A 20,372-nucleotide genomic window follows, 5' to 3' on the forward strand; every position below is an offset into this window, starting at 1 on the left:
TGAGCTACAGCCTCCGATTGCCCCGACCAAAGCCAGCGCTAGGAGATAACTTTGAGCTCTGATGTTGACTCCTTTCGCTTTGCGAATCTTCCTTGATGTTGGCCCGCCAGTTGGCCGCACGCCGCAGCAATATCATGACCTCGCTCCATTCGCTCGGTCACATTGACACCATGCCGCTCTAGTTCTGCCTTGAAACTCCTCACGTTGCTCCTTGATGGACGCGCGAATCCGTGGCCAGTATCCACCCAGTTCCAAGGGATGATGTTGACGACGTTTGGAATGTCCTTGATCAATCGAGCGAGTTCTTGTGCTTCTTTTTTGGTGTCGTTGACCCCCTCAATCAGAAGATATTCAAAGGTCACTTTTCGCCCTGTTGAGCGCTGATACTTCGCCATCGTCCTGATCACCTCTTCTACGCCCCATTTCTGATTAACGGGCATCAATTTGGATCGAACTTCGTCGAGCGAGGAGTGGAGGCTCAGCGCCAAATGAATCGGTAATTTGAGTTCGGCCAGACGCTGGATCTGTGGCACCAGGCCCACCGTTGAAATGGTCAGGTGGCGATAGCTCAGTCCGATGTCTTCATGAAAAATCTGCAAGGATTGGATCACTGCGTCCAAATTCAGAAGCGGCTCGCCCATTCCCATGAAAACGATGTGGCTGATCCGTCGTTCCGTGAGCCCTTGAAGCATCAGGTATTGCCCGACGATTTCTCCCACGGTCAAATTTCGGTCAAATCCACCGAGACCTGTCGCGCAGAAGACACACCCCATTGGGCAGCCGACCTGAGTGCTGATACAGCAGCTCACGCGGTCTTCGTATGGGAGCAAGACGCACTCGAAAACTTGGTTGTCGCCGTTATGAACGAGCAGTTTCTCGACTCCATCGCTTGCTTTAAGATGAGAAGCGACGTGAAGCGGAGTGACAACGAAGTCTTCTGCGAGCTTGTTTCGAAAAGCAGCGGGTAAGTCCTGCATGTCAGCAAAACTGGTGACGTTGTGCTTGTAGAGATGGGTGGCGAGCTGTTTGCCGCGAAAACGCGACTCGCCCATCGAAGTGGCCACTTCGACGAGTTGCGGCGTGGAAAGGCCGATTAAAGATCGTCTGGCGTCCATCTTCTCGATGAACGCCAGTGTACCAGTTCGAACCTGGAATCCGAACTATTTTGCCTAGTTTGAACTAGAACCGGAATCCGCCAGTGAAGCAGATAAAGTGTTGGATACGGTTCGACGCATAGTTTGGCCGACCGACAGCGACTTGAATTGCAAGACCATCCACGACTTGGCCGCTCACCGCAAACCACGAATATCCCTCTTTGCCAGTGATGTGTTCGGCTTGGAAGTCGTAATTTTCACAGAGTGCGAAATCGACACCCACGACGAGGCTGCTAACGTAGTCCAGCCGCTGATAGCCCGCGTGGACGCGGAAGTTATCCAAATCAACCCGGCCCATGGCATAGAGGTCCACTTTGTCGCCGTAGACATTGTAAACACCAACCGAAAAGGCAGTGTTCTTCGACCAACTTGGCGACTCCCATAGATTCAGCTTGGCGCTCCAAGTGTTTACACGGTCGTAGTCCGTGCCGACTCCGAGCTCAAATCGGTCGTAGACGCCAGCTGTGGCTACCATACTGTGCCAATACTGTCGGTCATGATCTTGCCCTGCGATCGTGTGTGAAATCGAAACTTCCCGATGCGCCAAAAAGTCCGCGATCGGAATGGTGATCAGTGAAGTCGGGCATGCATGTGCCACCGTTCCTACGGCTGCTGCAGCCAATTGTTCTCCCTCGTGTGCTTGCTGTGCAAGGCACATCAAGGAAATTCCATTCCCGTACTATTTTTGGTCACAGCTATATTGCGGGTAACTGTTCCAAAATGAAACTATGGTCATTGTAAATTGGAAATCGGACTTGACATTCGTGGCAGAAACTCCAACAGGTCAGACCTTGTTGATGGACGCGTACGCGGAAGAAGGGAAGGTTCAAAAGGGTCCAACTCCGATGGAGTGCCTCTTGGCATCCATCGCATCTTGCTCGGCGATGGACGTACTTTCGATTTTGGAGAAGAAGCGACAAGTCGTCAAGAGCTATCGCATCGAAATCGACGGTGTTCGTGGACCGGAAGGGGTCTATCCCCGACCGTATGTCTCGATGGAAGTGCGGCATATCGTATCGGGGGAGAATATCGACCCGGTTGCCGTCGAACGAGCCGTGCAGCTGAGCGACGAGAAATATTGCTCTGTTCTAGCGACACTCCGCGCGAACGCTAAGATTGTCAGCACCTGGGCAGTGGAATAACCCAAACAAAAAACTCCCCTTGACCCGATTTGGATCAAGGGGAGTTGTGGCCTAAGTGGCTCTCGCCTTAGAGGACTCGGACTCCGAATCTCTCCAAGATGAAGATAAAGTTGGCCAAGCTGCTCGACCATTGCGAGATTCGGTTGATATCTGGTGTGCTGCTTTCTGGCACGTAGACAATATCGCCCTTCTGCAACTTGATGTTTTGGCTCGCGTCAGCCTTCTTAAAGAATCGAGTCAAGTCTGCCTTGATGATCGTGTAAGTGCCGGGCTTACCCTTGTTTTCTCGGTAGATGAGAATCTTCGAGAATGAAGATCGGTATTGGACTTCGCCACGTGCTTGGGCGATAGCATCCACGAGGGTCATTCCTTCTCGGAATGGGAAGCTGAAAGGTTGCTGAACGGCGCCGAGGACGTTGACCACATTGACCTTGTCTTCTGGAATGGTGATCACGTCGCCATCTTGAAGCACATAGTTTTGGCTGAGATCGCCGAAGGTGAGCATCGCGTAAAGATCGAGCGGAATGCTCTCCTTGCTGCCAGCACGTTGCAATTTAGCGCGTCGCAGGTCGGCTCGGTCGAGGATCACGTTCCCGCCTAGTGCCAGCAGGGTCAAAATATCGTCCGTCGGGCGGATCGGATAGGTTCCTGGTCGGTTCACCATGCCGGTGATCGAAGCTCGAACTTCTCGGTATCGCTCGATGGTGACCGAAACCTTTGGGTTCTTGATGCGCAGAACTCGATCGTATTCCTTGCTGAGCGCTGCTTCCAGTTCGCCGGTGGTCAGACCTTGAGCACGAATCACACCCAAAAACGGTGCGCTGATGTTGCCGTCTTTGCCGACCGGCACGACCGCCAAAATCTGCTGCTCATCGTAAACTTGAATACGAATCACGTCTTCTGGCATCAAACGATATGTTTCAGCCGTTTGTCCAAAGGCAAACGACACCAAAAGGGTCAACAACCCAAAAATCCAAAATGCTCGCAAACTCTGCATGGCCTAAAAACCCGCGCTCGCAAAGATTACCACGTCTAGTCTTTTGTTTCACGGCTCTTGCGCCGTCCTTCGATAACAAAAGTGATCTCACCTTTGCGGGGCATCTCTTTCAATGTCGGACGATTTGGCAGAGTTCCACGCACCACTTGTTCATGAATTTTTGTAAGTTCTCTGCATACAGCATATCTACGGGGCCCTAGAACCTCGCCCGCGACCTCGATCAAGGCGTCAATCCTGAAGGGCGACTCAAAGAATACGAGCGTGTATGGCGAATCCTTGAATGGCTCGAGTTCTGACCGGATTGCGCCAGCCTTGCGCCCCAAAAAGCCCAGAAATGCGTATCTCTGCGCATAGAATCCACTCAGCGACAAAGCCAGAGGAACCGCTGATGGGCCAGGGAGTCCTTCGACTTCGATTTCTTCTTCGTAGGCAAGATCGATCAATCTCGCTCCAGGGTCAGAAATACACGGCGTACCTGCATCAGAAAGAATCGCCGCGGTTTGGTCACCAAGATCGCGAAGGATCGACCTCAGCTGATCGTCCTGAGAGTGCTCATTGACAGTCTTCATCGGCTTTCTGACTCCCAAAATCGATTGCAGTTTGATCGAAACACGGGTGTCTTCCACAAACCAGACATCCGCTTCGATGAGTGCGAGTTTGGTCCGCTCAGAAAAGTCCGACAGATTGCCCAATGGCGTAGGTACGACGATGATTTTTGGCATAAAGAAGCCCTCCGAGTAAGGTACCCGGAGGGCAGATGGGTCGCTTGTTGAGATTTAATTTCCAGTTTTGACTGGCGGTGCACTTCGGCTCAAGTCGCCTGATGAAGGACCAGCATTCTGCTTTGCTGCTGCCGCCTTTTCGGCGGCCTTTGCGTCAGCTTGAGCCTTGGCTTCTGCGGCTTGGGCTTCAGTAGCGGCCTTCTTGCGGGCTTCGTCGTCGGCCTTCTTGTCTGCAAGCCACTTGGCTTGGACCGCTTCGATTTCCTTGACGGTGGCTGGTTCAATCAAACCGGCCTTCTTGAGCTCGTCGAGTTGGGCAAAGATCTTCTTGTTGAAGTCCAATCCTTGAGGTCCGTAGGTACTGTTGGATTGGGCCGCCTTCAGAAGTTGATTGCCGGCTTCCTTGCTCTTGAGCTTCACAAATTGAGTGACCATCTCGAGCCGAATGGCAGGGCCATCAAACATATCAGCGTAGCGCGCGCCAGCTTCGGCGAGTTCTTGCGCACTCGGTGTTCCAGGCTTGCCAGGCAAGAGCTTTTGAAGTCTCAGCCCAGCGATGTATGCGCCGATCGCACCAGCCTGTGAATCGATTCCAATAGCCGCCTTTCCGCTTTGGTAGGCCTTCAATAGCTGATCCGGCTGGACCTTGAGCCGAGCGAATTGCGATTTGAGAATGAAAATGGATCCAAAACCTGGGTGAGGGAATTCAACTTCTTGCCGAGCGGCTTCAAGATCCTTGTTGTAAGCCACGTTCGCTTTGAACTTCGCATGGCTTTCTTTATAGAATTCGACTCGCGAGTTAAAGTCAGCTGGCTTGCCATCGGTTTCTTCGATATATTTATAGATGATTGGGCCGTCAGCACCCTTGATCACGTTGGACATCTGACCAGGCTTTAGATCCTTGACCGGGCCGTAATCCTTGTCGATCAGAAGGAATTGGTACGCCAAAATGTCGACTTTGTCTCGCTTAGCCTTGCCCTTTTCGGCTGGATTATCGGAGTACTTGTCCATCGCGGCTTCAAAGGTGATCTTGCCGGACTTGATTTCGTCGTAAACCTTTTGTGCTTCTGCCATTCGGTCCTGACCAATCGCTTCCTTCAGCAAAATCGACTTGAGCTTGACGCTATAGAACATCTTATCGAGCTCTTCCTTCGGGATGTTCATCGCCTTCGCATTCTTGTCGACGAGCGCTAGGTAAGAAGCGCGTCCACCGAGAGCGAGTTTTCCGGGCTCGGTCGCAAGAAGTGCCTTTACTTCATTTGCCTTGCTGGCCATGATGTCAGCCGTGCTCTGACCAAACTGTGCTTTGAATGCAGTTTCAAACTCGGCGTCTGTGGCTCCCGCTTTGAGCTTGCCTTCTTGCTGCATTTGTGCTCGAACTTGGTCGATCTGAGTCTTCAAGTCCGCGCTCAACGTTGAAACGATTTGATCAGTCGTGAGGACGACTCCTCCTTTCTGAGCCAGGTTCAAATTCACCGCACCGTCAATCAGTTCAGCAACGGTGTTCATGTACGTTTCAGCACGAACACTCGCCGGAATTCCTTCGTAAACGCCAAATGCTCCAGCTTGTGCGCGGCCATTTTGGTCCATCATCGCGATGTTCTTGTCATAAGCTTCGGAGATTGCCTGAGCGGAAACCGTGTATCCACCTGCCTTGGCGACGACATCTGCTGCCGCGTTGGCACCAGGCTGGGGATTGTTCGCGTCACTAGCTCGGCTACCCAAGTTACATTGGCTAGCGACACCAAGTGCCATCACGACAACCAAGCCGATCGCCACAATTGTGCCACAGCCTGATTTCTCAAAAAAATTACGAGCAGAAGTAATTGACATGAAAATTCCTAATTTAGAAGGTGAAGTGTTTGATTATGGCACCGCAGTTGCGCAATCGTTGCAAGAACGTGTAATATGGTAGACATAAAGTAGCTTATTCGGTGCAAACTTCGACATGTTTGGCCCGTCTATAGGATCGAACCCCATGGCAAAAGGACCTACAAAACGACAAGAAGAGATTCTCCAATTCATTTTGGAATACACCCAAAACGAGGGATATCCGCCGTCGATTCGAGAGATCGGAAAGAAATTCGACATCGGTTCGTTGCGTGGCGTGACGGTCCACCTTGACGCCTTGGAGCGAAAGGGTTTCATCAGCCGTGCAAACACGCCTCGATCGATTCGAATCATTCATCCGACCTATCAAACGCAAAATCGGTCGGTAATGCTCCCGCTTTTAGGAACAATTGCTGCGGGTGTTCCAATTCTTGCCCAAGAGCAGGTTGAGGATTTGATTCCAGTCCCCGCTGAGATGGTTCGCAATATCGAAAACGCGTTCCTTCTTCGTGTGCGAGGTGACTCGATGAACGGTGAGGGCATTCTTCCGCGCGATTTGGTGGTGATTCGTCCCCAAAGTTCGGCGAACCACGGCGATCTCGTCGCAGTTCTGCTTGGAGACGAAGCTACCGTGAAGCGGATTCACTTTGATCGCGACGCTATTCGATTGGTCGCGGCGAATCCTGCATACGACCCGATCGTTGTCGAACAGGAAGATGCCCGTGTCGTTGGACGCGTTGTAGGTCTGCTGCGAGACTACGCTGGAATGGCGTTCTAGGGCCCCTTTAGATATTCGAGGCTGCTGACGAATTGGCCGTTTCGCCGGCTGACTTGTTGCGCTATTCCGAGGCCATCGGCATAAGTCGTTGACACCTCGAGGTTGCTCGAACCGTATGTGATTCGGTGCACGACCACCGTGGCACTGTACTTACGTCCACCGAGTGAAAACGTCGAGGATTCCTGGGAAATCTGTGCGCTAGCGGGGCTCGAGGTTCCTCCAGAAGAGATTGAGCCTTGCCAGGTTGGCAATTCTCCCTTTCTTCCCGGTGCGAGAAGCGTGATCGGTGGGAAAAATCGTGTACCGCTGAGTTCGGCCGCAACAAGTTTGTCGCCAATCCAGGCAATTCGCGAACGCCCCATCGGGCCAGATAGGTTGTAGGCAGGGTGACCGTCAATCGACGATTCGTTGATCACGCGTACCGATTCGACTCCCGTGAGCATCTTGGCGGAGTAGGTGTAGTCCCATTCGGCATCCTTGCTCAGCGGCATGCCCGCCAGACTCACCGAACGGCAACCAGCAAGAAAACAGATCGACAAAAGACTAAACAGCTTCCAGTTTCGCAAGGCTTTGCACCAATTTTTTGACGCCAGTAATTCCAGGGAATGCAACCGACACTTCGGCATCGTTACCCTTGAGCGGACTACAAGAAATGACGACGCCCTCACCAAATTTGACGTGGCTCACCCGCTGACCAATTTCAAACGGAGCCTTCCAATCCGGCTTTTTCACCACAGCCATGTCTGAACTTGGCATCGGGCGGTCCACAACGCGGTACTGCCCCGTGCGGTCGGAGCGCACTTCGCGCTGCAATCCCGGCACGTTGTGCGTCCGGCGTTGGACCAGCGAACTCAGCCCTTCTTGTTGGATGTCGTCCAAAAATCGCGATCGCCGATTGAAGTTTGCAGTACCGAACATCGACCGCCGCTCAGCGTGGAGCAAATGAAGCTCCTCCCTCGCGCGGGTCATCGCCACGTAGCACAGGCGGCGTTCCTCTTCCATCTCTTTCTCGTTACCGATCGAACGTGAGTGAGGGAAAACGCCTTCTTCGAGCCCGACAACGAAAACTACAGGGAATTCGAGACCTTTGCTACTGTGCATGGTCATCAAGGTCACTGCCTCTCCAGAATCAGTCAAGTTATCCGTGTCGGCAATCAGGCTGATGTTCTCAAGAAATCCTGCTAGGCCGCCTTCTTCTTCCAGCCCATCATAGGTTTGGGTTACTTGTAGCAGTTCTTGGAGGTTCTCCATGCGCGCGATCGACTCCTCGGTTCGATCCGCTTTGAGCATATCCAGGTATCCAGACGCCTTCATCACGAATGTCAGGAGCTCGGTGACCTTTGCAGTCTCCATCATCTCGCGACCCTCGTCAAGAATCCCCAAGAACTGGTTGATTCCAGTCAGTGCTTTCCGCATGATCTGGCTTTGGACCGCTTGATCACGAGCGGCATCCCAGATAGTCAAGTTTCGCTCTACTGCCCAATCTTCCAGCACAGAAAGCGTCCCGGCACCGATCCCGCGTGCGGGCACATTCAGCACGCGCTTCAATGAAACGCCATCCACCGGATTGAGGAGCAATCGCAAGTAGGCGATCATGTCCTTGATCTCTTTGCGCTCGTAGAATCGCTGCCCGCCAATCAAAACATGCGGGATTCGCATGGTGACAAACGCTTCTTCCAGAACTCGGCTTTGGGCATTGGTTCTATACAGAATTCCGTACTCACCGTAGGATCTTCTGTTAGCGCGAACCGCGTTTACGATCGAATCGGCAACAACCATCGCCTCCTCGCTGTCGGTGCCAGCTTCGCTCACGGTGAGTGGTGCGCCTTCCGTGTTGCTGGTCCAAAGCTGCTTCTCCGCTCGGCCCTTGTTGTGCCGGATGACATCGTATGCCGCGCTCAAAATCCGCTGAGTTGAACGGTAGTTTTGGGCTAACGTGATGACCTTGGCGTCTTTGTAATCTGAGCTGAATCGCAGCATCAACGAGACATCCGCTCCGCGCCAAGAATAGATCGACTGGTCGTCATCACCCACGATCGTGATGTTGCGGTGCTTGCCGGTCATGAGTTGGGCAAATCGGTACTGCGCGAAGTTGACGTCCTGGTACTCGTCGATGAGAACATGTAGGAACCGCTCCTGCAACCGCTCGCGAACTTCGGTGCTCTTTTCCAGAAGTTCGACCGCCAACATGAGGATGTCATCAAAGTCGAGCGCATTCGCCTTTTTAAGTTCTCGCTGATAAAGTGCATAGACCTTCGAAACCGTCTTTTCCAGATATCCGGCAGCGAATTCGGCGTACTTTTCGGGGGATTCCAGCCGTTCTTTCGCCCGGCTGATCTCATGCAGCACACCACGAGGTTGCGTCGTTTTCTCGTCAATATCGAGGCGCCGGAGCAAGTCCTTAACCAACCCCACTTGATCGCCATCGTCGTAGATCACGAAATCTCGGCTCAGTCCAATTTCTTCACCGTACATTCGCAGGAGCTTTGCGCAGGTGGAGTGGAATGTCCCCATCCAAAGGTCACGTGCTTCGCTTCCAATCAGGTTTTCTAGACGCTCGCGCATCTCCTTGGCGGCTTTATTAGTGAAGGTGACCGACATGATGCGGCTCGGCCGGCATCCATCTTCGATGAGCTTGGCGATTCGGTAGGTGATGACCCGCGTTTTGCCTGATCCAGCACCAGCAAAAATCTGTAATGGGCCACCCGGCCATTCGACGGCCTCACGTTGCTGGGGGTTCAAAGAATCAAGGTCAAGTGTGGCCACCATGAATCATGTATTATGACGGGAGATCAAACCGCGAATGTGGCCTGTAACGAATATGGGCTTGTTTGCGTCTGACAAAATGTCGGGTGAATTCCGGCAATACAACCGCAAGTTTTTGGTTGGAGACAAATTCTAAATGAAGCGAATTTTTCTAACGGCAGCACTGGTTACGATGACAGCCATCACGATGGCGCAAAGCGGGTTTACCATCCGACGACCCGCGGACGGACAAGTGGTCCGAGAAACCGTTGAAGTACGCATTCCGCGCAATGCGATTCCAGAAGGAGCCGGATTTGTAGGCATCTGGGTCAATGGCCGATTCCTTGAAGCCGTTTCGCCTTTCAGCGGCGTCAACACCGATTCACGCGATTTCATCTACAAGCTGGACACCAAGGGCCGCCGAATTCCTGATGGTCAAATGACCATCGAGTGCGTTCTTTATGCCGCAGACAATCGCCGCACCACTCCAATGGGCAAGACTTCGGTTGTGGTCCGGTTGGACAATTCGGGTTCGATCAACATTCCAGCTTCGGGCCTTCGGCTGCGATACAAATTCCTTCCGAATCAGGAATACGTCTATAACGTCCAGTTCAAGTCTTCGGTTCAATCGCTGACCGAAACACAGGATCAAATGGGTAGCCAGGGTGGCACTATCGACTTGGGCGGTGAAAGCCTTCGATACCGGTTCACCGTGATGAACACCTATTCGAATTCGAACGGCACCAAAGAATCCTTGCTGCTGATGCAGCCTCTGACCCAACGAGGAAAAGATTACGCTTACCTAACGGTTGCAGGCGAAACCAAGCCAAAGAAGTACATGGACTACGAGATGCACCCGCTCTACATGCGCATCACTGATACAGGCCGCGAAATCTTTGGTTCTATTCCGACTTATGCGGCAAGCGAAACCAGCTTTGGTGAATTCAACCGACTCGATCTGTTCGCTCTGTTCCCAATGCCAATTCTTCCTGCAGCCGGCGTCAAGCCAAACGGCGTTCCGTTCCCAGCAGCAGTTGCCAATGCAGACCTCAACTTGGACAAGCGCGATGAGTTCTTGAAGTTCACATCGCTTGGTCAAGCACGTGGCGAACTCCAGGGCATCGAATTTGAGCGAGGACGACCATGCGCCAAGGTTCTAGTGTCGATGGCTCAGGGCGATCCAAAGAGCGCTGTCCAAGAATACAAAGAGTACTACTGGTTCGCACTCGATCTCGGTGTACCAATTAAGATTGAGCGAAACTTTGTCACCGTCATGCGCGTGAGAGTTCAACCTAGCGGTGGCGGAGGCGGAACTCAAGGTGGCGGAAACCCAGGTCGGCCAGGCCAAGAAGGCCAAGGTAACGGCGGTGGTGCCAACCAAGGCATGGATCTGAAGTCGATTTACGGCGATTCCTATAGCTTGGGCACCGGTGCAATTTTTGACAACACGATCTATCAAAGCCGAGGTGGCGTAGGTCGCCGGCAGCCAGGCGGTAGCGGCGGTGGTACAAACGCAGCCGGTGGCGGTGGCGGAAGCCGAGGTAGCGGCGGAACCCGCGTCATTCGACAGCGCACGATGTACACCATGATCCTTGAGTAAACTCAGGGCAACGTGCTAGCGCGCCTACTTCAATCTCGAAACTCTTCAGGTGATCCTGAAGAGTTTCGTATGTCTTTGGTCGAGCATCTCGACGAACTCCGAACGAGGATCATTCGATCTTTGATCGTGCTCGGAGTGGCGTGGTGCGTCGCTTGGTTCGTACACGATCCGCTCTATGTTCTGCTAACACGTCAGGCGGAAATCGGACTCCCGCCGCAGATCAAGGCAAACTATTCGGAAGCATTTCGAAGCATCACTGATGCCTTCATGCTGAAGCTCAAGCTCAGCTTCTACCTCGGGCTCGTCGTCGCGCTACCGTACATCATTCTTCAGATTTATGGATTCATCGCGCCCGGCCTGAAGCAAAACGAGAAGAAGCCTTTACAGATCGTTGGGCCGCTGAGCGTTTTTCTATTCGCTCTTGGATGCTTCTTCTGTTGGCTGATCATCCCGACCACGATGAACTGGTTCGCCAGCATTGCGTTGGAGAGCTTCGAGGGCACGAAAATCATCCAAGAACCGGGCACCCTGGTCTTCTTCATCGTGAACATGATGTTCGCGTTTGGAATCGGGTTCCAGCTACCGCTGGTGGTCTATTTCCTCGCGAAGATTGGGCTGCTCCCGGTGGATTCACTCAACAAATCGTGGCGGCATGCCGTGGTAGTGATCTTCATTCTGGCGGCGGTGCTGACCCCAAGTAACGATCCGATCAGCATGTTGACGATGGCGATCCCACTTTGCATTCTGTTCGTGATCAGCGTCGTTGCCGTCAAACACACCGCAAAAATTGAATCGAGAAAGCAAGATGAACTCGTAGAAGGGGAAGTATGATCGTCCGCTACGATGCACCGTTGAAACTAGGCTCCGCATTCGAGCCGAAAGGTGATCAAGCGACGGCGATCGCAGGACTTTCTGAGGGCATCGAGGCTGGATTCAGGTTCCAGACGCTTCTCGGTGCAACTGGAACTGGAAAGACGTACACGATGGCGAGCGTCATTGCGCAGACTCAACGCCCGGCGCTCATCATCGCGCATAACAAGACCTTGGCCGCGCAGCTCTGTCAAGAATTCAGAGCCTTCTTCCCAGACAACTCGGTCGAGTACTTCATTTCATACTACGATTACTACCAGCCTGAAGCTTACGTGCCGACTTCGGACACCTACATCGAGAAGGATTCAAGCGTCAACGAGGAGATCGACCGCCTAAGACACTCGGCAACTCAAGCGCTCCTCTCGCGTCGGGATGTGGTGGTCGTTGCCTCGGTCAGCTGTATCTACGGACTGGGTTCGCCGGACACCTATGCCGAGAGCGTGGTTACCTTTGAAACCGGAATGCCGTTCGATATGGACGACGTTCTGGACCGATTAATCCGAATGCAGTTCACACGGACGCAGCTAGTCCTAGAGCGCGGTACTTTTCGAGTTCGGGGGGATACCCTCGAGATCCAGCCCAAAGACGAAGAAATCGCGACGAGAATCGAGTTCTTTGGCGACGTTGTCGAGCGAATTCGGCTTGTCGATCCGTTGACTCAAGAAGTTCTGGACGAACCTTCGAAGTGCAGTATTTTCCCAGCGACTCACTATGTCACGCCGTTTGAGCGCATGGAATCGGTCATTGAGCAAATCCTAGCCGAGCGCGACGCCCAGTGCGAGCTGTTCAAGGCTCAAGGCAAACTCCTCGAAGAGCAACGCCTCCGACAGCGGGTCGACTTTGATGTTGAGATGATGCGTGAGGTCGGGTACTGCAACGGGATTGAGAACTACTCGCGCTATTTTGACGGTCGCGAGCCGGGCACTCCGCCGTATACGTTGTTGGACTTCTTGCCCAGTGACGCGGTGGTGTTTATCGACGAGAGCCACCAAACCTTGCCTCAGATTCGAGCGATGTTCAACGGTGACCAACAGCGCAAGAGCGTGCTTGTGGATTATGGGTTCCGGTTGCCCAGCGCGCTCGATAACCGCCCGCTTAAGTTTGAGGAGTTTCTCACACGTGTGCCGCAAGTTGTCTTCGTTTCAGCCACGCCAAGCGACTTTGAGAAGCAGAACGAATCGAATCGCGTCCAGCAGATCATTCGCCCGACTTATGTGATCGACCCCATCATCGACATCCGCCCCACCAAAGGGCAGATCGATGATCTCATGTTTGAAATCCAAGAGCGGGTGAAACTCGGTCAGCGCGCGCTGGTCACGACGTTGACCAAGAAGATGTCCGAGGATTTGACGACCTACCTCAAGGATCTTGGTGTTAAGGTCGCTTACGTTCATAGCGAAATCCACTCCCTTGAGCGTCCAGAAATTCTTCGCGATCTACGCCTCGGAGTTTACGACGTGATTGTCGGTGTGAACCTACTGCGCGAAGGTCTCGACCTTCCTGAGGTGACACTGGTTGCTATTCTCGATGCTGACAAGGAAGGATTTTTGCGTTCGTCCACCTCGCTCATTCAGACCATTGGTCGTGCGGCTCGAAACGCCGATGGTCGCGTGATCATGTACGCGGACCGGGTGACGGACTCGATGCAATTTGCGCTGGACGAAACCAATCGCCGCCGAGAGATTCAGTCGAAGTACAACGAAGAGAATAATGTCTCTCCTCGAACGGTGGTCAAGGAAGTGCGAGCGACCGTCCGCAGTGCGGATGAAGTTGCCGAAATCGCTGCTCAATATGGCGACGATGCGCTTCGAGAGATCGACAAAGACGGCGCACCGATCCGGCTTGAAGAAATTCCTCTGTTGATCGCCGCGATGGAAAAAGAAATGAAAGACCTCGCTAAGAGCATGATGTTCGAAAAGGCTGCCGAAGTCCGCGACGAAATCCAAAAGCTCCGCGAGTTCATGGGAACCACAGGCGGCAAAATCGGGCAGGACAAGCGACGAAATCCTGCGATGCGAAAGCGCCGTTAATTAGCGACGATCGGCCTGGAGACCGAAAAGCCTTTCCAATTCTTGACGCTTGCCATCACCTTGCTGAGTCGGTCATCGATCATGACTTTCTGACGGCCGCTGCTGGCATGGCAAAAGTGCGGTACGCCGTCGATGACTAAGATCACGCCAACATGAGCGTAATCCAGCCCTTCCCGAGTGTCCACCATGCCGATGATGTCTCCAGACTTAAGCTTGCCCTCCGCCCTCGCAACGTCCGCTGTGGGGACATAGAACTTCGGCAGCTTTGATATTCGCGACTCGATAGAGCGAAGTTCTGTCAGTAGCCCAGGATTCTTTGCTAAAGCTGGGTACGACTTGTAATGTGTACTCATGAAGTCGAGCTTTTGAACCAGTGGCTTTGCGCCAGGGAGGCTCTTTGTCAGGTCCATCACCAATCCGTTCTTGGCGTTATTCGCCATCCATTCCGTGGTGTAGTGGTGTCGACTCAGGTAGCCGTTGACGACTCCGTTTCGATAACGCGTTTCTTGAACCTTTCCCAAAAGGTCAGAAGGCATTGGAAGCCGGCGCATTCGGTAGTTGATCCGTGCTAATCCAAAGACGGTTTCCATGTAAGTGACGCAATCCAATCCGTCCAGAGTGACGTAACAAAACTCATTGCCTGGGTCTTGCTCCAGCGTGAAAGCGACATACGGCGTTCCGACAAACGACCGTGCGAAGTATTCAAATCGCTCCGAAAAACTCATCGTGGAAAGAGGCTTTGGCGACTGACTCATGATCGAATCCCACTTCGCAGTGCCTTGAAAATTGCCGGATGCCGAAGCCAAGATCGCAAGTGCCGGGATGAGTAGCATGCTATATCTTGGCAGATGACAGTCGCAAGAATTGCTCCCAAACAGTTAGAATAGAGACATGCCGACTTCATTGTCAGAAATCACTTCGATTTTGGGCGAACACGCGCCGTTGCTAGACCACACCTGCGCGACGATTCCCACAAGCGACCTGCACGTGCCTGGTTCGGACTGGGTTGATCGAATTTTCTCGGTCAGCGATCGAAACAATCAAACACTGAAGAGTTTGCAAGCGCTTTATGGCAATGGCCGATTGGCAAACACTGGATACCTGAGCATTCTGCCGGTTGACCAAGGCATCGAGCACAGCGCGGGAGCGAGCTTCGCGAAAAACCCGGCCTACTTCGATCCAGAGAACATCGTCAAACTCGCCATCGAAGGTGGTTGCAATGCAGTGGCATCGACTTTTGGCGTTCTGGCCGCAGTGAGCCGAAAGTACGCACACAAGATTCCGTTCGTGGTCAAGATCAACCACAACGAATTGCTGACCTATCCAAACCGCTTTGATCAGGTGATGTACGGCAACATCGAGCAAGCCTGGAACATGGGTGCGGTAGCTGTTGGAGCGACGATCTACTACGGCAGCGATGAATCTACCCGTCAAATCCAGGAAGTTTCGGCAGCATTTGCGCACGCTCACGAACTCGGAATGGCGACCATCCTTTGGTGCTACATCCGAAATGATGCGTTCAAGAGCGGCGGAGTGGACTATCACGTTAGCGCGGACCTCACCGGACAAGCAAATCACCTCGGCGTGACCATCGAGGCGGACATTATCAAGCAAAAGTTGCCAGAAAACAACGGCGGATATAAGGCGCTGAACACTGGTGGCAGCAGCTACGGCAAGCTTGATGAGAGGATTTATTCAAAGCTTTCGAGCGACAATCCGATCGACTTGTGCCGATACCAAGTGGCAAACTGCTACATGGGCCGGGCAGGATTGATCAACTCTGGCGGAGCTAGCGGCGCAAACGATATGCAGGATGCCGTCATGACCGCTGTGATCAACAAACGAGCGGGTGGCATGGGATTGATCAGCGGCCGCAAGGCTTTCCAAAAGCCAATGCACGAAGGCGTTCAATTGCTCAACGCGATTCAAGACGTTTATCTGTGCGAGGGCGTGACCCTGGCCTGATTGGCAGCGAAGTCGATGAACCCTTCGAGCCGATCAAGCTCGAAGGGTTTTGTTTTTGAAATGGACGAAAAGTAATGGATTTTTTGAAGGAATTAGAATGGCGCGGATTGTTGTTTGACAAGTCCGCCGGCGCGGAAGAACTTTTGGCGAAGGAGGTCGTGACCGCTTACAACGGATTTGACCCCACCGCCGATTCGCTGCACGTCGGAAGCTTGCTCCCGTTGGTCTGCCTTGCTAGGCTTCAGCGCGCTGGTCATAAACCGCTTGCGCTGGTCGGTGGCGCGACCGGAATGATCGGAGATCCGAGTGGGAAAACCGCCGAGCGCAGTTTGCTGACGCGGGACGAAGTGGCCGCCAACGTGGCTGGAATCCGCGCTCAGATGGAATTGCTGCTGGATGTCGGCGGCGCCACAGGCGTGGAGATTGTGGACAACAACGACTGGTTCGAGGGCGTGGGTTACATCGAGTTCTTGCGCGATATCGGCAAGCACTTCACGGTGAACCAGATGGTTGCCAAGGAATCGGTTAAGCGGCGAATGGAGTCGGAAGTAGGAATCAGCTACACCGAGTTCAGCTACATGCTGCTTCAAAGTTATGACTTCTTGAAGCTGTTTGAAACCAAAGGCTGCAAGCTGCAGTGCGGTGGTAGCGACCAGTGGGGCAACATCACAGCAGGCATGGATTTGGTCCACCGAGTGGCAGGATCATCGGTGCACGGTATCACCTATCCATTGCTGATGAACTCTTCCGGTACTAAGTTTGGAAAGTCCGAGCAAGGCAACGTCTGGCTTGATCCGAAGCGAACAAGCCCTTACCGGTTCTATCAGTTCTGGCTGAACACCGAAGACAGAGATGTGATTTCTCATCTCAAATTCTTTACGTTCTTGGGGCAAGAAGAGATCGCTGCTATCGCTGAAAAGACAGAATCGAGTCCAGAACTTCGCGAAGCTCAGAAGGTGCTTGCGCAGCAAGTGACCGAGATGGTGCATGGCAAGTCTGGGTTCGAGAACGCGGTGGCTGCAAGCAGGGTGATGTTCGGCGAATCCCTCGCGAACTTGTCGGGTGAAGTGATCGGCCAGATTGTGGACGACGTCCCTAGCGGTGAACTTGCGAATGACCAGATCGGGCAAGTGACGATCCTCGACTTGCTCGAGAAGTCAGGGCTGGTGAATTCGCGGGGGCAGGGGAAGGACTTGCTGAAATCCGGCGGAATCTACTTAAATAACGAACCCGTCACCGATCCTGGATTGACAATCCAATCAACGTTGGTCTTGCCTGGCGGCTACATCTTCTTGCGAAAAGGCAAGAAGAACTACTTCGTGTTCAAACTCAGTTAGGCAATAACTGCGTCTGGGTCGGGAAGCGATTTGAGGTGCTCTAGCGCGTCAATCGGATTCTCGACCTTTTCATCGACGACGACTCGACCGTCTCGGAACCGGATCACACGCTTGCAGTGGCTCGCGACTTCCTCTTCGTGTGTGACTAGGATGACCGTTCGGCCTTCTCGATTGAGTTCTTGGAACAGTGCGAGAATCTCCTCAGTGGTTCGCGAATCGAGGTTTCCTGTCGGTTCGTCGGCGAGGATGATCACAGGATTATTCACGATAGCGCGCGCGATTGCTACACGTTGTTGCTGACCGCCCGAAAGCTCGTTTGGACGGTGATCCATACGTTGGCCAAGGCCAACTTTGGTGAGCGCTTCCGCGGCGAGCTCCTTCCTGTTTTTGATCCCCGCATATTGCAACGGGAGCTCCACGTTTCGGAGAGCGCTCTGCCGGGGAAGAAGGTTGAATTGTTGAAAAACAAAGCCGATGTACTTGTTGCGGATTTCGGCTAGAGAATTCTCATGAAGCCGAGCGACTTCTTGACCATCCAAGAAGTATTCACCAGAAGTCGGCTTGTCCAAGCATCCGATCGAGTTCATGAAGGTCGTTTTGCCACTACCCGATGGCCCCATGATAGCCACAAAATCACCCGCGTAAATCGTGACGCTCACATCTCGCAAAGCATGCACGACGGTATCGCCCCTGCCGTAATCTTTGCAAAGGTGTCGGACATCAATAACTGGCTTGGGATCGCTCACGATAGTAGAGTACGTTGTTTTGGCCTAATTCGGTTGCCCTCTAGGCCCAAATTAGTCCGAACGAAGGGCTTCGATGGGCTGGAGGTTGCTGGCCCGCATGGCAGGGAAGATCCCGAAGAACAGCCCGACAAAGGCTGAAAATCCGAAGGCCAGCACGATCGCGCCCAGGTTCACAATTGGCGGAACTTGCAGCGCCTTACTTACCTGGTTGGTGGCGATGATCCCCAGGATGATTCCAATCGCTCCGCCGAGAACGCACAGGACCACGCTTTCGAGCAAGAACTGGGTGAGAACAACTTGCTTGGTTGCTCCGAGAGCCTTTCGAAGTCCGATTTCGCGGGTTCTTTCGGTCACAGAAACGAGCATGATGTTCATAATCCCGATGCCGCCAACAAGCAGCGAAACGGACGCGATTCCCGCAAGAAGATAACCTAATAGCCGGGATTGCTCTTGCACCATTTCGATCTGCTCGCCTTGATTGAACACCCGGAAGAGTGCGTCACCAGATGCAGTCTTGCGAGACTTGTAAAGCGTATCTTCGACCATCTGCTGGGTTACGATCATCACATCGCTGCTGATCGCTTGCATGGAGATCATGTCAAACGTGGTTTTTCCCATCAGCCGCTCTTTCGCGGTGAGCAGAGGAATGTAAATTTGATCGTCCGGATTCATCATCCCAGAACCACCCTTGTACGTGATCACTCCGACGACTTCGTAGTTTTGGCCTTTGATTTTAATGGTCGCGCCGATCGCGTTTTCTCCGCCAAAAAGCTGATCATAAACTTGGTAGCCAAGGACGGCCTTTCGTTCCATCAGCTGGTTGTCGGCGACAGTAAACCACGCACCGCTGTGCATCTTGGTGGCGTTACGAATCTGCGCCATTTGCGGTTCAACCCCGAGAATGGTCGTCCGGGTGGAGTTCGAACCGACTTTGACGGTATCGTTGGATCGCATGGCGCCACTGATCAACATCACCGTTGGCACTTCGCGCTTAATGGACGCGATGTCTTCTTCTTTCAGAAATCCTGTTCCGGCACCTTGACTTTGGCCGCCACGCCGCCAGTCCGGCATCACCGTGATCATGTTTGCGCCCATCACTTCCAGGTTCTGGAGAGACTTGCGCTTGGTGCCCTCGCCGATACCGATCATCGAAATCACTGAACCTACTCCGATCACCACGCCAAGCATGGTGAGGGCCGTTCGAAGCTTGTTTGCAGCAAGCGCCGAGATCGCGGATTCAAACGAGTCAGTGAATTTCATGCGGGGTTTCAACCCATTCTACGTGGTGAATAGGCAAAAAAAGTTGCTAATTCGGTGACCAAATCAGCCAAAAATAGCGTATAAGCCTCTCATGAAAGCCTGGAGCGCTTTTGCAACGATACTTATTGCCGGAATTGCCGTAGCGCAAACAGTGCCGGTGACAGAGCCGCCAACACAGAATCCGACACCTCCGCGGAGACCGGTCAGTCCTCCGATCAACGCTGAAGAAAAAGCGGAAGTGCTCGAATCAATCAAGGGTGTTGTCGAAAAGCGAGCTTTCGTACCAAATGTTGATTTCTCTAAGTGGTCCGGCTTTGTCGAGAAACGAAAGGATACGATCGAAAAGGCGGAGACAATTTCCACTTTCACGACCGAGGTCAATCGTGCTCTGCGCGAGTTTGGGTTCAGCCACATCCGATTACAGGCTCCGAGCCGCGCTCCATCTTCACCGACAACGGCACCAGCCAAGCCTGAAGAGACGCCCGCTCCCCAGTTCGCAGAACTGTTTTTGCAGCAGCAACCCACTCGGCCAAGCATCCCCGCAAAGCTCACTTGGCCGGAAGAGGATGTCGCGCTTTTCAAACTGCCAACATTCTCGACTGGATATTCCCGTCAGGACGTCGAGAAGATCATGGCCGATGCCGCAAAATCGAAATTCCTGATCCTGGATTTGCGTTTCAATGGCGGCGGCGCGATTTCGAACCTAAGACACCTGCTCACGTTGATGCTTCCCAAGGCCACGGCATACGGCTCATTCGTTTCTCGGAGGATGTTTGATAAGTACAAAGAGGCCAATCCTGAAGGGCCGTTCGACGTCATCAGCATCGCCAAATGGAGCCCAGACACGTTGAAGACTGGTGAAGCGAAGCAGCCGGTTTATGCTGGCAAAATCGCGGTGTTGATCAACCGCGGCTCAGGTAGCGCAAGCGAGATCGTCGCGAATGCCTTACGCGAAATCTTGAACGCTCCATTGGTGGGATCGGATTCTGCAGGGGCGGTTTTGGCGTCTGTTTTCGCGCCCCTCAAAATGGGATTCCGACTCCAATATCCGGTGAGTGACTACGTTTCTATCAAGGGAATTCGCTTAGAAGGCAATCCGCTTAAGCCGGATGTCGTGGTGACCGCAAAGAGCAGCATAGAAATTCCTGATCCAGCGGTCCATGAAGCAATCGCAAAACTGAAACCCAAGAGTTAAG

18 protein-coding genes are annotated in these 20,372 nt (G+C 53.1%); 8 read left to right on the plus strand and 10 right to left on the minus strand.

Annotation, left to right across the window (positions count from 1 at the left end; all coding sequences use genetic code 11):
- Window positions 1-38: 38 nt before the first annotated feature.
- Both rlmN and J0L72_00635 read right to left on the minus strand, forming a co-directional pair.
- Complete coding sequence (rlmN, locus tag J0L72_00630; protein ID MBN8689273.1) at window positions 39-1,115, minus strand: 23S rRNA (adenine(2503)-C(2))-methyltransferase RlmN; 1,077 nt, start codon at window positions 1,113-1,115, stop codon at window positions 39-41.
- Window positions 1,116-1,179: 64 nt separating this feature from the next.
- Entirely contained in the window at window positions 1,180-1,812 is a 633-nt protein-coding gene (locus tag J0L72_00635; protein MBN8689274.1) for a hypothetical protein, read from the minus strand.
- Between the two features lie 70 nt (window positions 1,813-1,882).
- On the opposite strand from J0L72_00635, the gene J0L72_00640 reads away from it, so the two are divergent.
- Window positions 1,883-2,296, plus strand: coding sequence for an OsmC family protein (locus J0L72_00640; protein ID MBN8689275.1), 414 nt, complete (start codon window positions 1,883-1,885; stop codon window positions 2,294-2,296).
- Window positions 2,297-2,363: 67 nt separating this feature from the next.
- Here the strand turns inward: J0L72_00640 and J0L72_00645 are convergent, their stop codons facing one another.
- The 3 genes from J0L72_00645 to J0L72_00655 are packed head-to-tail and all read right to left on the minus strand — an operon-like array spanning window position 2,364 to window position 5,848.
- Window positions 2,364-3,293: a polysaccharide export protein gene (locus tag J0L72_00645; GenBank protein ID MBN8689276.1), complete on the minus strand. Its 930-nt coding sequence runs from the start codon at window positions 3,291-3,293 to the stop codon at window positions 2,364-2,366.
- A 35-nt stretch (window positions 3,294-3,328) separates the two neighbouring features.
- Complete coding sequence (gene rsmI / locus J0L72_00650) at window positions 3,329-4,015, minus strand: 16S rRNA (cytidine(1402)-2'-O)-methyltransferase (GenBank protein MBN8689277.1); 687 nt, start codon at window positions 4,013-4,015, stop codon at window positions 3,329-3,331.
- A 54-nt stretch (window positions 4,016-4,069) separates the two neighbouring features.
- The gene (locus tag J0L72_00655; protein MBN8689278.1) at window positions 4,070-5,848 is read right to left on the minus strand and encodes a hypothetical protein; all 1,779 of its coding nucleotides are present in this window, start codon (window positions 5,846-5,848) and stop codon (window positions 4,070-4,072) included.
- Between the two features lie 145 nt (window positions 5,849-5,993).
- Between J0L72_00655 and lexA the strand changes: the two genes are divergently transcribed.
- A complete protein-coding gene (gene lexA / locus J0L72_00660) occupies window positions 5,994-6,623 on the plus strand; it encodes a transcriptional repressor LexA (protein ID MBN8689279.1) in 630 nt (209 codons plus the stop codon).
- On the opposite strand, the gene J0L72_00665 is transcribed toward lexA, so the two are convergent.
- On the minus strand, window positions 6,620-7,162 hold the full coding sequence (locus tag J0L72_00665) for a hypothetical protein (GenBank protein MBN8689280.1): 543 nt from the start codon (window positions 7,160-7,162) through the stop codon (window positions 6,620-6,622). The genes lexA and J0L72_00665 overlap by 4 nt on opposite strands.
- Before the next feature lie 4 nt (window positions 7,163-7,166).
- Window positions 7,167-9,392, minus strand: coding sequence for a UvrD-helicase domain-containing protein (locus J0L72_00670; protein MBN8689281.1), 2,226 nt, complete (start codon window positions 9,390-9,392; stop codon window positions 7,167-7,169).
- A 133-nt stretch (window positions 9,393-9,525) separates the two neighbouring features.
- Here J0L72_00670 and J0L72_00675 point away from each other — a divergent pair, with 133 nt between their 5' ends.
- From J0L72_00675 to uvrB, 3 genes are read left to right on the plus strand one after another with little or no spacing between them, the layout of a single operon-like run.
- On the plus strand, window positions 9,526-10,968 hold the full coding sequence (locus J0L72_00675; GenBank protein MBN8689282.1) for a hypothetical protein: 1,443 nt from the start codon (window positions 9,526-9,528) through the stop codon (window positions 10,966-10,968).
- A 12-nt stretch (window positions 10,969-10,980) separates the two neighbouring features.
- Window positions 10,981-11,799, plus strand: coding sequence for a twin-arginine translocase subunit TatC (gene tatC / locus J0L72_00680; GenBank protein ID MBN8689283.1), 819 nt, complete (start codon window positions 10,981-10,983; stop codon window positions 11,797-11,799).
- The gene (gene uvrB, locus J0L72_00685; GenBank protein ID MBN8689284.1) at window positions 11,796-13,868 is read left to right on the plus strand and encodes an excinuclease ABC subunit UvrB; all 2,073 of its coding nucleotides are present in this window, start codon (window positions 11,796-11,798) and stop codon (window positions 13,866-13,868) included. Before tatC ends, uvrB begins: the two co-directional genes overlap by 4 nt.
- Here uvrB and J0L72_00690 read toward each other — a convergent pair.
- The gene (locus tag J0L72_00690) at window positions 13,865-14,701 is read right to left on the minus strand and encodes a DUF1460 domain-containing protein (GenBank protein MBN8689285.1); all 837 of its coding nucleotides are present in this window, start codon (window positions 14,699-14,701) and stop codon (window positions 13,865-13,867) included. The two genes, uvrB and J0L72_00690, sit on opposite strands and share 4 nt — an antisense overlap.
- 58 nt (window positions 14,702-14,759) lie before the next feature.
- On the opposite strand from J0L72_00690, the gene J0L72_00695 reads away from it, so the two are divergent.
- Together J0L72_00695 and J0L72_00700 are read left to right on the plus strand one after the other, a co-directional pair.
- The gene (locus J0L72_00695) at window positions 14,760-15,833 is read left to right on the plus strand and encodes a class I fructose-bisphosphate aldolase (GenBank protein MBN8689286.1); all 1,074 of its coding nucleotides are present in this window, start codon (window positions 14,760-14,762) and stop codon (window positions 15,831-15,833) included.
- A 74-nt stretch (window positions 15,834-15,907) separates the two neighbouring features.
- Entirely contained in the window at window positions 15,908-17,170 is a 1,263-nt protein-coding gene (locus J0L72_00700; GenBank protein ID MBN8689287.1) for a tyrosine--tRNA ligase, read from the plus strand.
- On the opposite strand, the gene J0L72_00705 is transcribed toward J0L72_00700, so the two are convergent.
- A complete protein-coding gene (locus J0L72_00705; GenBank protein ID MBN8689288.1) occupies window positions 17,167-17,916 on the minus strand; it encodes an ABC transporter ATP-binding protein in 750 nt (249 codons plus the stop codon). The genes J0L72_00700 and J0L72_00705 overlap by 4 nt on opposite strands.
- Window positions 17,917-17,967: 51 nt before the next feature.
- On the minus strand, window positions 17,968-19,176 hold the full coding sequence (locus J0L72_00710) for an ABC transporter permease (GenBank protein MBN8689289.1): 1,209 nt from the start codon (window positions 19,174-19,176) through the stop codon (window positions 17,968-17,970).
- Window positions 19,177-19,267: 91 nt separating this feature from the next.
- On the opposite strand from J0L72_00710, the gene J0L72_00715 reads away from it, so the two are divergent.
- Window positions 19,268-20,371, plus strand: a complete 1,104-nt coding sequence (locus J0L72_00715; GenBank protein MBN8689290.1) for a hypothetical protein — start codon at window positions 19,268-19,270, stop codon at window positions 20,369-20,371.
- Window position 20,372: the final 1 nt, after the last annotated feature.

It is taken from the genome of Armatimonadota bacterium, assembly GCA_017303935.1.
In the GTDB taxonomy this organism is placed as follows: Bacteria; Armatimonadota; Fimbriimonadia; order Fimbriimonadales; family Fimbriimonadaceae; genus JAFLBD01.